This window comes from Cardiobacterium sp., assembly GCF_057314735.1.
This window is the reverse complement of sequence record NZ_DBHKZK010000020.1, coordinates 1-12,161: the sequence shown is the minus strand read 5'-3', so window position 1 is coordinate 12,161 and position 12,161 is coordinate 1. Positions and strand designations below refer to the sequence as shown.

General features: G+C 61.8%; 13 protein-coding genes. 9 read left to right on the top strand and 4 right to left on the bottom strand.

Annotated features, from left to right (window positions below; all coding sequences use genetic code 11):
• Positions 1-65: 65 nt before the first annotated feature.
• Positions 66-998 (bottom strand): hydroxymethylbilane synthase, encoded by a 933-nt coding sequence (gene hemC / locus ACO54Z_RS02470; RefSeq protein ID WP_485995591.1) that lies wholly within the window; start codon positions 996-998, stop codon positions 66-68.
• Positions 999-1,038: 40 nt separating this feature from the next.
• Between hemC and argH the strand changes: the two genes are divergently transcribed.
• Positions 1,039-2,430 (top strand): argininosuccinate lyase, encoded by a 1,392-nt coding sequence (argH, locus tag ACO54Z_RS02465; protein ID WP_485995590.1) that lies wholly within the window; start codon positions 1,039-1,041, stop codon positions 2,428-2,430.
• Between the two features lie 64 nt (positions 2,431-2,494).
• Positions 2,495-2,854 carry a glycine zipper 2TM domain-containing protein gene (locus ACO54Z_RS02460; protein ID WP_485995589.1) on the top strand — a complete coding sequence of 120 codons (360 nt, stop codon included), beginning with the start codon at positions 2,495-2,497 and terminating at the stop codon, positions 2,852-2,854.
• Between the two features lie 91 nt (positions 2,855-2,945).
• Here ACO54Z_RS02460 and dtd read toward each other — a convergent pair whose 3' ends face one another.
• Positions 2,946-3,383, bottom strand: a complete 438-nt coding sequence (dtd, locus tag ACO54Z_RS02455) for a D-aminoacyl-tRNA deacylase (RefSeq protein ID WP_485995588.1) — start codon at positions 3,381-3,383, stop codon at positions 2,946-2,948.
• A gap of 60 nt (positions 3,384-3,443) precedes the next feature.
• On the opposite strand from dtd, the gene pyrB reads away from it, so the two are divergent.
• Both pyrB and glnK read left to right on the top strand, forming a co-directional pair.
• Positions 3,444-4,490 (top strand): aspartate carbamoyltransferase, encoded by a 1,047-nt coding sequence (gene pyrB / locus ACO54Z_RS02450; protein ID WP_485995587.1) that lies wholly within the window; start codon positions 3,444-3,446, stop codon positions 4,488-4,490.
• A gap of 9 nt (positions 4,491-4,499) precedes the next feature.
• Positions 4,500-4,838 (top strand): P-II family nitrogen regulator, encoded by a 339-nt coding sequence (gene glnK, locus ACO54Z_RS02445; RefSeq protein WP_485995586.1) that lies wholly within the window; start codon positions 4,500-4,502, stop codon positions 4,836-4,838.
• A gap of 80 nt (positions 4,839-4,918) precedes the next feature.
• On the opposite strand, the gene ACO54Z_RS02440 is transcribed toward glnK, so the two are convergent.
• The gene (locus ACO54Z_RS02440) at positions 4,919-6,034 is read right to left on the bottom strand and encodes a mevalonate kinase family protein (RefSeq protein WP_485995585.1); all 1,116 of its coding nucleotides are present in this window, start codon (positions 6,032-6,034) and stop codon (positions 4,919-4,921) included.
• Between the two features lie 2 nt (positions 6,035-6,036).
• Positions 6,037-7,266: a uracil-xanthine permease family protein gene (locus tag ACO54Z_RS02435; RefSeq protein ID WP_485995584.1), complete on the bottom strand. Its 1,230-nt coding sequence runs from the start codon at positions 7,264-7,266 to the stop codon at positions 6,037-6,039.
• 81 nt (positions 7,267-7,347) lie between these two features.
• Between ACO54Z_RS02435 and ACO54Z_RS02430 the strand changes: the two genes are divergently transcribed.
• The 5 genes from ACO54Z_RS02430 (at position 7,348) to rpoD (ending at position 12,079) form a co-directional block, all read left to right on the top strand.
• A complete protein-coding gene (locus ACO54Z_RS02430; RefSeq protein ID WP_485995583.1) occupies positions 7,348-7,740 on the top strand; it encodes an ABC transporter in 393 nt (130 codons plus the stop codon).
• Between the two features lie 67 nt (positions 7,741-7,807).
• The gene (gene rpsU / locus ACO54Z_RS02425) at positions 7,808-8,023 is read left to right on the top strand and encodes a 30S ribosomal protein S21 (protein ID WP_004142550.1); all 216 of its coding nucleotides are present in this window, start codon (positions 7,808-7,810) and stop codon (positions 8,021-8,023) included.
• 5 nt (positions 8,024-8,028) lie between these two features.
• Complete coding sequence (locus tag ACO54Z_RS02420; RefSeq protein ID WP_485995582.1) at positions 8,029-8,481, top strand: GatB/YqeY domain-containing protein; 453 nt, start codon at positions 8,029-8,031, stop codon at positions 8,479-8,481.
• 25 nt (positions 8,482-8,506) lie between these two features.
• A complete protein-coding gene (dnaG, locus tag ACO54Z_RS02415; RefSeq protein WP_485995581.1) occupies positions 8,507-10,222 on the top strand; it encodes a DNA primase in 1,716 nt (571 codons plus the stop codon).
• Between the two features lie 3 nt (positions 10,223-10,225).
• Positions 10,226-12,079: an RNA polymerase sigma factor RpoD gene (gene rpoD, locus ACO54Z_RS02410; RefSeq protein ID WP_485995580.1), complete on the top strand. Its 1,854-nt coding sequence runs from the start codon at positions 10,226-10,228 to the stop codon at positions 12,077-12,079.
• The last annotated feature ends 82 nt before the right edge of the window (positions 12,080-12,161 follow it).

Here is a 12,161-nt window from a genome sequence, read left to right as displayed (position 1 = left end):
GGTAGTTTGGTGGGCGACCGCAGAGCGAAGCCCGCAACGGGGCTGGTTTGAATTGCAAACAGCCGCTAAGCCCCCACCAGCGCCTGCAAAATGTCGCGAGCGCCGCCGTCAATCAGGCGGGCGGCGATGCGCTCGCCCAATGCAGCCGCTTCTGCGCGCGGGGCGTCGTCTGCGGCGGCGAGGTAGCGGCTGCCGTCCGGCAACCCGATGCGCGCGGCGAGGTGGATGCGCGCGCCGTGCAGGGTAGCATGCGCGGCGAGCGGTACTTGGCAGGAGCCTTCAAGATGGCTGTTGATGATGCGCTCGGTATGCACGCAGAGCGCGGTGTCGGCATCGTTCAGCGCGGCGAGCAGCGGATAGACGGCGCTTGTTTCGTGGCATTCGATGCCGATGGCGCCCTGGCCGATGGCGGGCAGCGATTGTTCGGGCGGCAGTTCGGCGCGGATGCGTTCGTGCAGGCCGAGGCGGATGAGGCCGGCGCAGGCGAGGACGATGGCGTCAAAGTCGCCACGGTCAAGTTTGCCGAGGCGGGTTTGTACGTTGCCGCGCAGGTCGAGCAGTTTGAGGTCGGGGCGCAGGCGGGCAAGTTGCATGCGGCGGCGCAGGCTGCAGGTGCCGACGCGCGCGCCGGGTGGCAGTTCGGCGAGGCTGGCGTAATGGTTGCTGACGAAGGCGTCGTGCGGGTTTTCGCGTGGCAGGATGGCGGCGATGCGGAAGCCATCCGGCAGATGCACGCCGACGTCTTTCATGGAATGGACGGCGATGTCCGCTTCTCCGCGCGTCATCGCCTGTTCTAGTTCTTTGATAAAGAGGCCTTTGCCGCCGATGCGGGCGAGCGGCGCGTCAAGGATTTGGTCGCCGCGTGTGGTCATCGGTACGAGGCGGACATTGATGTGCGGGTAGTGCGCGCGCAGGCGGGCGGCGACGTGTTCGGCCTGCCAGAGGGCGAGCTGGCTTTCGCGGGTAGCGATGCGGATTTCGCGGATGTTTGCGGTCATGCGGTTGTAGAATGCGCGGAAATTTCGCGGAGTTTACTGTATGCCTAAAGCAAAAACCAACAGCGCCTGGGGCGGACGTTTTCAGGAATCCACCGACGCCTTTGTCGCCGAATTCACCGCCTCGGTCGGCTTCGATCAGCGCTTGGCGCAGGAGGACATCGCCGGTTCGCGCGCGCACGCGGCGATGCTGGTCAAACAGGGCGTGTTGAGCGCTGCCGATGGCGACGCCATCGCGCGCGGGCTGGATGCGATAGCCGAGGAAATCGCACGCGGCGCATTTGTCTGGGACACGGCGCTGGAAGATGTACATATGAATATCGAAAAGCGCCTGACCGACCGCATCGGCGATGCGGGCAAACGCCTGCATACCGGGCGCTCGCGCAACGATCAGGTCGCGACCGACATCCGCTTCTACACCCGCGCCGCCATTGACCGCATCCTCGGCGAAATCCGCCGCCTGCAAGCCGCCATCGTCGCCCTGGCCGAACGCGAGGCGGAGACCATCATGCCCGGCTTTACCCATTTGCAAGTCGCGCAACCCGTCACCTTCGGCCATCACCTGATGGCGTGGTACGAAATGCTTGCGCGCGACGCCGGGCGCTTCCGCGACTGCCGCGACCGCCTGAACCAGTCGCCGCTCGGTGCCGCCGCGCTGGCGGGGACGACCTATCCCATCGACCGCCACATGACTGCCGCCGCGTTGGGATTCGCCGCGCCCTGTGCCAACTCGCTCGACGCCGTTTCCGACCGCGACTTTGCCATCGAAAGCGCCGCCGCCGCCGCGACGCTGATGATGCACCTCTCGCGCATCGCCGAAGAACTCATCATTTGGAACAGCGCCGCCTACCGCTTCATTGAGCTGCCCGACCGCTTCTGCACCGGCTCCTCCATCATGCCGCAGAAAAAAAACCCGGACGTCCCCGAACTGGTGCGCGGCAAGACGGGGCGCGTTTACGGTCACCTCGTTGCGCTACTCACCCTGATGAAAAGCCAGCCGCTCGCCTATAACAAGGACAACCAGGAAGACAAGGAGCCGCTGTTTGACACGCTAGACACGGTACTCGCCTGCCTGCGCGCCTTCGCCGACATGATTCCGGCGATTGAGGCGAACCGTGAAGCGATGTACCGCGCCGCCGGGGCGGGCTACTCCACCGCGACCGACCTTGCCGACTACCTCGTCCGCCACGGCGTGCCGTTCCGCGATGCGCACGAAATCGTCGGCCGCGCGGTGCATCTCGCCATTGAGCGCGATTGCACCCTGGACGAGCTGCCGCTCGCCGACCTGCAAGCGCTCTCGCCCGCCATCACCGAAGACGTTTACCAAAGCCTGACGCTGGAAGGCTCTGTAAACGCACGCGACCACTTCGGCGGCACTGCCCCGGCACAGGTTAAAGCGCGGATAAAACAGGCAAAAGAAATGTTGCAGAATTGACACTACGCCCATATCCGAATTGCACTACTCTTTTGCCCAACCCAAAAACAACGGAGACCAAACCATGAAAAACCCCCTCATCAAAATCTCGCTTGCCGCCCTGATGATTACCGGCCTTGCCGCCTGTAGCGCCGTCACCCCGCCGAACCAGTCCGGCATGACCACCGCGCGCAACGCCGCCATTGGCGCCGCTGTCGGTGCCGCCGCCGGCAACCTCTGGGGCAAAGACACCGAAGCAACGCTCACCGGCGCGGCCATCGGCGGCCTCATCGGCAGCCAGGTGCGCACCCCGGACGGCACCGGTTACAACAACGGCGGTTACGTCCAGCCGCAACAGCCCACCTACAACAACGGCGGCTACTACCCGCAACAACAGCCGACCTACAACAACGGCGGTTACTACAACGGCGGCTACCGTCGCTAAGCGACCCGCCTAAAACACCCGCAGCGCTGCGTGCTTCCTTATGGACACGCAGCGTTTTTGTTTGTAGCGACGCTATCCGTTGACGTTACGCCTACGTCTGCAACCAGAACGTCACCGGCCCTTCATTGACCAGGCGCACCTGCATCTCCGCACCAAACACCCCGCAGGCGACCGGTGCATACAGCGCCTGCATCTCCGCACAGAAGCGGGCGAAAAACGGCTCCGCTTCCGCCGGTGGCATTGCCGGGTCAAAACCGGGGCGGTTGCCTTTCGCCGTATTCGCCGCCAGCGTGAACTGCGACACCAGCAGCAGCCCGCCGCCCGCCTCGCGCACATTGCGGTTCATCCGCCCTTCGTCATCGGGGAAGACGCGGTAGTTCAATAGTTTCTGTTGCAAGCGCGCTGCATTCGTGGCGGTATCCGCCTTTTCAATGCCAATCAGCGCAAGCAGGCCATGCTCAATCGCGGCAACTTCCGCCCCTTCCACCCACACGCTTGCGCTGGAAACCCGCTGAATCAAGGCAATCATCACGTACTCCCGGTAAAAACAATCGCTATATAATGCGGCAAATTCCCACGGAGCAAAACCATGTCCCTTGCAGGCAAACACATCCTCTCCATCGACCAGTTCAACCGCGACCAGCTCGAAAAAATCCTCGCCGTCGCGCAAACCCTCGAACCCGTCGCGCGGCGTCAGTACCGCTGCGACGTCTTGGACGGCGCGGTCATGGCCAACCTGTTCTTTGAAGCCAGCACCCGCACCCGCATCAGCTTCCACACCGCCTTCTCGCGTCTGGGCGGTCGCGTCTGCGATACCACCGGCTTCACCTTCTCCTCGCTTTCCAAGGGTGAATCGCTTGCCGACACCGCGCGCGTCATCAGCGGCTATGCCGACGCCATCGTCATGCGCCACCCGGAAACCGGCTCGGTCGCGCAATTTGCGAAAAACATCCGCGTGCCGGTCATCAACGCCGGCGACGGCACCGGCGAACACCCCAGCCAGGCGCTCCTCGACTACTACACTATCGACAGCGAATTCCGCCGCCTCGGCAAAAGCATTGACGGCATGACGATCGCGCTTGCCGGCGACCTCAAACACGGGCGCACCATCCAGTCGCTCTGCCGCCTGCTGCGTCTGTTCCGCAACATCACCTTCCACTTCATCGCCCCGCCCGCGCTCGCCGCGCCGCAAGTGCTGCTTGACAGCCTCAAGGCCGCTGGTCACCACGTGCGCGAGTTTGACAGCATCAGCAGTGGCCTGCGCGGTGCCGACGTCATCTACGCCACCCGCATCCAGCGCGAGCGCATCGAAGGCGGCGAAGAAATGGAAGGCTACAGCGAAGACTACCGCATCAACCGCGCTGCCATTGAAAACTACGCGGAAAAAGACGTGGTCATCATGCACCCGCTGCCGCGCGACAGCCGCCCCGGCGCGTTTGATCTCGCCACCGACCTCGACGACCTGCCCAACCTCGCCATCTTCCGCCAGGCAGACAACGGCGTCACCATGCGCATGGCGATTTTTGCGATGGTGCTGGACGTGCATGAAAACATCGACCGCCACTTCCACAAACGCCACGGCTACCGTCCGCGCCGCTACAGCGACCTCGATGCCGACTTCTACCAGCTGGGTTGAGGACACGCCATGAAAATGATCACGGCCATCATCAAGCCCTTCAAGCTGGACGACGTGCGCGAGGCACTCTCGGACATCGGCGTGCAAGGCATCACCGTCACCGAAGTCAAAGGCTTCGGGCGGCAAAAAGGGCATACCGAACTCTACCGCGGCGCCGAATACGTCATCGACTTCCTGCCAAAACTCAAGCTGGAAATCGCGGTCAGCGACGACCTCGCCGAACAGGTCATCGAAACCATCCGCGACACCGCCAACTCCGGCAAAATCGGCGACGGCAAAATCTTCGTCACCCCGCTGGAGCGGGTGGTGCGCATCCGCACCGGCGAACTGGACGACGAGGCGCTGTAGCCTTTGTCTTGCGTTCGTATAAAAAAACCGCGCTCCGGCGCGGTTTTTTAATGCGGGTAATCCGAATATCGCTATATCCGTTACTGCGCGGAATCACCCGGAATACTGAGATTTTCCGAATTGATACAGGCTGTTGCCACGTCATCCTCCGCATCCGGCAGAAGGTGCGCGCCCTGTTCGGCGGGATGCAGCGCGTCCCAGGTGAGGGTAGGGCAGGGCGCGAGCAGGGCGGGGATGGCCTGCGGGTCGGGGTGCCAGGCGAGGATGATGCCGCCACCGTCGCCCCGGTGCGCGCCCGCGCCGCTGATTTTGGCAGCGCCACCTGCGGCTTCGATGTCGTGGATGAGCGCCGCTGCCGGGGCAGGAACGACGCCGATGTGTGCCAGCAGGCGGTGGTTTTCGCGTAGTGCCGGGCGCGGGTCGGCGCGGCCGGTGAGTGCGTGTTGCAGGTCGTGCGTGGTCGCCGTGAATTGTTGCCACAAGGTATGGTCGTTGCCGTGGTGCTGGCGGACGTGGGCGACGCATTCGCCGGTACTGACGACGGGGATGCCGGAGAGTATCCAGTACCAGCCGTCGCCCAACGCGGTTGCGAGCGGGGTCGGGGAGCCGTCTTGCAGGGTTTGTAGGCCGCCGTAAACGGTGGCGGCGGCGTCAATGGCGCTGCCTTTGCCGTGTTGCAGGCGTTCACAGAAGCGGACGCGCTCGAAGCGCTGTTGCGCGCTCATCGGGCGCCCCAGCAGGTGTTCGTAGAGGACGAGGGTGGCGGCGATGGCGGCGGCGGAGGAGCCCATGCCCGCGCCCAGCGGCAGTTCGCTGTGGCTGCTCAGCCGCCCCGGCACGGGCAGGTGGCGGTTCTCGCTGAAGCCGGGCATCGGCAGGTGCTGGAAGAGGGTGGCGAGGCTGTAGATGACGAGGTCATCCGGGCGGCGCAGGATGTTTTGTACGGCGCGTTCGCCACGGCTGTACTGCTCAAAGCGCTGGTCAAGTTTGTCCTTGAGGCGGTGCAGCGCGGCGGTGCGGTAGTGTTTGCCCGCAGAGATGCCGCTGAGCGCGGTGCGGATGGTGCGGCTGCGGTGCAGCGGTGCGAAGCCGACGGTGGTATAGCGGCGGATGGCGCAGACGATGGCGGGGGCGCCGTAAACGACAGCGTGTTCGCCGCTCAGGATGATTTTGCCGGGGGCGCGGGCGCGTTTCATGGTCAGTTGGCGTTGCCGTCGTCTGCCGGTTGCGGCAGGACGAGGTTGAGGAGGATGGCAATGATGGCGGAGAGGCCGATGCCTTCCAGATGGACGAAGCCGAGGTCCACCGAGAGGTGTCCCAGTCCCGCGACCAGCGTCACCGCGATGATGATGACGCTGCGTTCGCTGCGCACGTTGGCATTGGGCGCGAGCAGGGAACGCGCACCCATTGCCGCAATCGAGCCGAAGAGCAGCAGCATGATGCCGCCCATGATGGGCGTCGGCATATTGCTGAGGATGGCGGCGAGTTTGCCGGAGAAGGCGAGGACGATGGCGGTGAGGGCGGCGTAGGTCATGATGCGCGGGTTTTTCGCGCCGGTGATGGAGACGGCGCCGGTGACTTCGGAATAGGTGGTGACGGGCGGGCCGCCGAGGCATCCGGCAATGGCGATGGCGACGCCGTCGCCGGCGAGGGTGCAGTGCAGGCCGGGGTTTTTCAGGAAGGGTTTGTCGCAAATCTGGCCGATGACGGCAATGTCGCCGATGTGCTCAATGGCAGGGGCGAGGGCGACCGGCAGCAGGAAGAGGATGGCTTCGAGGTTGAACGCGGGCGGGGTCACGGGCGGGGCGGCAAACCACGGCGCTTGCCGTACCGCGTCGAAGTTGGTCAGGCCGAGCAGGCTGGCGGCGATGTATCCGGCGATGATGCCGGCGAAAACGGCGAGCAGTTTGGTCAGGCCACAGGTGTAGAGGGCAACGGCTATAGTTGCCGCCAGCGCCACGCCTGCGCTGATGAGCGCCGGGCCTTTGGCGTAAAGGGCGGTGCCGCCGTCGCCGGTCAGCCCCATTGCCATGTTGGCGGCGGCAGGGGCGAGCGAGAGGCCGATAACCATGATGACCGGTGCGACCACCACCGGCGGAAAGAGGCGGTCAATGAAGCCGGTGCCGATGAGGCGCACCAGCACGGCGAGCGCGAGATAGACGAGCGAGACGGCGATGATGCCGCCCTGCGTCGCCGCCAGTCCCCACTGGTTGATGGCGGCAATGAGTGGCGCGATGAAGGCGAATGACGAGCCGAGGAAAATCGGCACCTGCCGCCCGGTGAAGAGCTGGAAGCAGAGGGTGCCGATACCGGCGGAGAGCAGGGCGACAGCGGGGCTGATGTTGGTGAGCAGCGGCACCAGTACCAGCGCGCCAAAGGCAACGAAAAGCATCTGGATGCCAACGAGGATTTCTTTGAGGTTTTGCATGACGGGTCTCCAAAAATGCGGCGGCATTATACGCGCGAAAAAGCCCGCTATAATGCGGCGCTTTCTTTCGCGGGATTTCGCATGACTCGACAGGATAAAGGGTTTTATCTCACGCTCGGTTCGCAACTGGCGCTGGTTTTTATCTATGGCGCGGGATTTGTTTTGCATTGGACAGGCAATCTCAAACAAATGTCGCTCGGCTTTGTTTTGACACTGTTGCCGCTTTTATATTTCCTCCCCGGCGTGTGGCGGCGGCAGGGCAAACCGTATGCCGCCCTTGCCCTGATTGCGCCGCTGCATCTGTTTTTTGGCGGGGTAATGTGGTTGTGGGGACAGCCGCTTTGGGGCATACCCGTTTGTATTCTCTCCATTTCCCTGCAAACCGGGACGATTCTGCACAATTACGACGGCAGCCGCCGCAAAGCCCGCCGCGAGGCGCGAAAAGCCGCGCGGGAAGCCGCAAAATCCCGTTGATTTTTAGGGCGGCACGACTATAATGCGCGCCTTCTTTAAACCCTTTTTTTAACCAACGAGGAATGTAATGCCAAGTGTAAAAGTACGAGACAACGAACCGTTCGATATCGCCCTGCGCCGCTTCAAGCGCTCCGTGGAAAAAGCCGGTGTGCTGGCTGAAGTCCGCAGCCGCGAGTTCTACGAAAAACCGACCCAGGAACGCAAGCGCAAACTCGCCGCTGCCGTCAAGCGCAATACCCGCCGCCTGAAAAAAGAACGTAGCCGCTTCGAACGTCTGTACTGAGCACGATGAGCGTCCGCGAAAACGTCAATGCCGCCATCAAGGCGGCGATGATCAACAAAGAAAAAGTAACGCTGCAAACGCTGCGCATGGTGAGCGCGGCGTTCAAGCAGATAGAAGTTGATCAGCGCGTGGAAATCACCGATGAAATCGCCCTGCGCGAACTGGTGCGCCAGGTTAAACAGCGCCAGGATGCCGCCCAACAGTTCCGCACGGCCAACCGCCTTGACCTCGCGGAACACGAAGAAGCGGAAATCGCCATTATCCAGCAATTCCTGCCACAGGCACTGAGCGAGGACGAAATCCGCGCCGCCGTGGACAAAGCGCTCGCCGCCTCCGGCCTGCCCAGCGAAATGGCATCGATGAAACCGCTGATGGCGACGCTCAAACCCGCACTGGAAGGCCGCGCCGACATGGCTTTCGTCAGCCAGTACCTGCGCACCCTGTTACAACAATCCTAAGCTGGAGGCGGGCTGACGGCTGCCGATGGCAAAACGCATCCCCAAACCGTTCATTGACGAACTGACAGCGCGAACCGATTTGCTCGCGCTGTTGTCGTCTCGTATCACCTTCACCAAGAAATCGGGCAGCAACCACTGGGCTTGCTGCCCGTTTCATGAGGAAAAAACGCCGTCGTTCAGCGTCAATACGCAGAAAGGCTTTTACCACTGCTTTGGCTGCGGCGTCAGCGGCGATGCCATCCGCTTCCTGATGGATTACGACAACCTGCCCTTCCCGGAAGCCATCGAGCGGCTCGCCGAATTTAACGGGCTGGATGTCCCCTACGAAGACGATGGTCGCCAAAGCGACCCGCAAGAAAAAGACCGCTACGATCTGGGGCTCGAATGCCTGGCTGACGCGGCAGCCTATTTCCACGAAGCGTTTTACAGCGACAGCGGCAAGGCGGCGCGCGACTACCTGCGCCAGCGCAACCTGAAAAAAGCGACCGTTGATACCTTCCAGCTCGGCTACGCCCCGCCCGGCAACGCCCTGCTGGCGCATCTCGGCAGCAAATACCCGCTGCAACTGTTGCAGGACGTCGGCCTGGTTGGCGTCAAAGACGATCACCATTACGACTGGTTCCGCGAGCGCGTCATCTTCCCCATCCACAACCACAAAGGCAAAATCATCGCCTTTGGCGCGCGGGCGATGGGTGAGGCGCAGCCAAAATACCTGAACTCGCCGGAGACGACGTGGTTCAACAAGCGCTACGAACTCTACGGCCTCCATCAGGCGATGCAGACGCGCGAACGCACCCTGCTTGTCACCGAAGGCTATATGGACGTCATCAAACTGTGGCAGCACGGCATCAAAAACGCCGTTGCCGCCCTCGGCACCGCCATCGGCGAGACCCATATCAGCCAACTGAAAAAACGCGCGGAGAAAATCTACTTCTCCTTTGACGGCGACACCGCCGGACAAAAAGCGGCGCGCAAGGCGCTGGAAGCCGTCTTCAGCCAGCACGACAAACAGCACGAATGGCGCTTCATGTTCATGCCTGCCGGCGAAGACCCCGACTCGCTCGTCGAAAAAGCGGGCGTTGCCGCCTTCCAGCAGGCGATGGACGCCAGCCTGCCCGCCTCCGCCTACTTCCTGCAAACGCTGGACGACGGCGCGGGCGCACAACGCAGCGCCGAAGCACAAGCCGAACTGGCGGGTGAAGCACAGCGCTGGCTGGAGCTGCTGCCCGATGCCGATTTCCGCGAAATCCTGCGCGCGCAAGTGATGAAACGCTTTGAACTGCCGGTCTTGACGCTTTCCGCTGGCGCCACACCTGCACGCAGCGCCGTCCCCGCCTGGCGGCCGCGCGAAATGCCGATAGTCAAACCCAAAGACAAAGGCATCCAGCTGATGGCGCGGCTGCTGCTGCAACCCCAGTGCGCGCTGCCGCTGCGCCGTTGGGAATATCCGCCGGAAGACGCCGAACTGCAACTGTTCTGGCTGCTCTGCTACGCCCTGCAAAGCGGCGAAGCGAGCCGCACACACGCCGAAACATTCCTGCGCCAACATGGCGTTTACGAGGCAGTAACCACTGCCGCCAAACTGCTGGCACGGCTGGACGCAACACAACAATGCGCCGAATTTGCCGATATGCTCGCCAACCTGCAAAAAAGCCACGCCGCACAACAGGCACGGCTTGAAAAATTCTCCGTCGCCCGCATAAAAGACGACCAGATTTCGACATTTACAACAACGGGATAAACCATGAGTGATTTTGAGCAAGAGCCAGAAGAATATGACGTCCAGGACGAAGTCAAAGAACTGCTTGCCCGCGGCCGCGAACAAGGATTCCTGACCTACGAAGAAATCCACGAAGCGCTGCCGGAACACGCCCTGGAAGGCGACAAATACGACGAAATGATCGCGCTCATCGTCGAAATGGGCATTGACGTCGTCGAAAGCGCCCAGGAAGACGGCGGCGTCATCGCTACCGACGACGAAGAAGAAGTCCCCAGCGCCGCTGCCCTCAACGAAGCCGAAATAGGCCGTACCACCGACCCGGTGCGGATGTATATGCGCGAAATGGGCGCGGTTGACCTGCTCACCCGTGAAGGCGAAATCGCTATCGCCAAACGCATCGAAGCCGGACTCAACACCGTGCAGCAAACACTCGCCGAATTCCCGCTGGCCGTCTCCGCCCTGCTCGAAGAATTTGCCAAAACCGAGAACGGCGAAGGCCGCCTGAGCGACCTCGTCAACGGCTACGGCGACCCCTACGCCAACAAAGAAGAAGAAATCCCCGAAAGCAGCGACGACGACGAAGACAGCGACACCCTCGTCAGCGGCAGTGACGACGACGAAGACGACGACAGCGCCGCACCGCCGGAAGACGCGCCGAACAACCAGGACGCACTGATAGAGGCACGGGAAAAACTGCTCGAACTGGCCGCCATCCACAAAAAACTGATGACCGCGCTCAACAAGGGCAAAACACTGGACGACAAAAAAAACCAGAAACTGCACGGCGAAATCAAAGAATACATCGCCGCCTTCTCCTTCCCGCAAAAAACCATCGACCTGATGGAAGCCCAACTGAACATCCCGAACGAAGAAATCCGCGACATCGAACGCCGTCTGATGCGCCTCGTCATTGAGCGCGCCGGGATGCCGCGCAAAACCTTCATCCAGGAATTCCCCGGCAACGAAACCAACCCCGACTGGATCGTTGGCCACAGCAAACAGCGGCGCAAATACGCGGAAAAACTGAAAGGGATGATCACCGAAATCCAGGTCGAACAAGAAAAATACCTGGACATCGAAAAACGCTACCGCATGAGCATCCCGCAGCTCAAAGAAATCCAGAAACGCCTCTCCATCGGCAAAATCCAGGCCAAACGCGCCAAAGAAGAAATGGTCGAAGCCAACCTGCGCCTCGTCATCTCCATCGCCAAAAAATACACCAACCGTGGCCTGCAATTCCTCGACCTCATCCAGGAAGGCAACATCGGCCTGATGAAAGCGGTGGACAAATTTGAATACCGCCGGGGCTTCAAATTCTCCACCTACGCTACCTGGTGGATCCGCCAGGCGATTACCCGCTCTATCGCCGACCAGGCGCGCACCATCCGCATCCCGGTGCACATGATCGAAACCATCAACAAACTGAACCGCATCTCGCGCACCCTCGTGCAGAAAAACGGGCGCGAACCGACCCCGGAAGAGCTGGCGGAAGCGATGGACATGCCGGAAGAAAAAATCCGCAAAGTGCTGAAAATCGCCAAAGAGCCCATCTCGATGGAAACCCCGATTGGCGACGACGAAGACTCGCATCTTGGCGACTTCATCGAAGACTCCAACGTCATGTCGCCGCTGGAAGCCGCGACCACGCGCGGCCTGTCAGAGGCGACCAACGAAGTGCTGGCATCGCTCACCCCGCGCGAAGAGCGCGTGCTGCGGATGCGCTTCGGCATTGACATGAACACCGACCATACCCTGGAAGAAGTCGGCCGCCAGTTTGACGTCACCCGCGAACGCATCCGCCAGATTGAGGCGAAAGCGTTGCGCAAACTGCGCCACCCCAACCGCTCGGAACTGCTGAAAAGTTTCCTGAACGACTAGAGGCTGTTTACAATTGGCCATAACATAATGATTTCATTCGCAGGTTTGGTTAAGGCCTGTTTACCATTCAGCCGTAAACACG

Coding starts and splice junctions, on each gene's coding strand:
- hemC (WP_485995591.1), bottom strand. CDS start 998: ATGACCGCAAACATCCGCGAAATCCGCATCGCTACCCGCGAAAGCCAG.
- argH (WP_485995590.1), top strand. CDS start 1,039: ATGCCTAAAGCAAAAACCAACAGCGCCTGGGGCGGACGTTTTCAGGAA.
- ACO54Z_RS02460 (WP_485995589.1), top strand. CDS start 2,495: ATGAAAAACCCCCTCATCAAAATCTCGCTTGCCGCCCTGATGATTACC.
- dtd (WP_485995588.1), bottom strand. CDS start 3,383: ATGATTGCCTTGATTCAGCGGGTTTCCAGCGCAAGCGTGTGGGTGGAA.
- pyrB (WP_485995587.1), top strand. CDS start 3,444: ATGTCCCTTGCAGGCAAACACATCCTCTCCATCGACCAGTTCAACCGC.
- glnK (WP_485995586.1), top strand. CDS start 4,500: ATGAAAATGATCACGGCCATCATCAAGCCCTTCAAGCTGGACGACGTG.
- ACO54Z_RS02440 (WP_485995585.1), bottom strand. CDS start 6,034: ATGAAACGCGCCCGCGCCCCCGGCAAAATCATCCTGAGCGGCGAACAC.
- ACO54Z_RS02435 (WP_485995584.1), bottom strand. CDS start 7,266: ATGCAAAACCTCAAAGAAATCCTCGTTGGCATCCAGATGCTTTTCGTT.
- ACO54Z_RS02430 (WP_485995583.1), top strand. CDS start 7,348: ATGACTCGACAGGATAAAGGGTTTTATCTCACGCTCGGTTCGCAACTG.
- rpsU (WP_004142550.1), top strand. CDS start 7,808: ATGCCAAGTGTAAAAGTACGAGACAACGAACCGTTCGATATCGCCCTG.
- ACO54Z_RS02420 (WP_485995582.1), top strand. CDS start 8,029: ATGAGCGTCCGCGAAAACGTCAATGCCGCCATCAAGGCGGCGATGATC.
- dnaG (WP_485995581.1), top strand. CDS start 8,507: ATGGCAAAACGCATCCCCAAACCGTTCATTGACGAACTGACAGCGCGA.
- rpoD (WP_485995580.1), top strand. CDS start 10,226: ATGAGTGATTTTGAGCAAGAGCCAGAAGAATATGACGTCCAGGACGAA.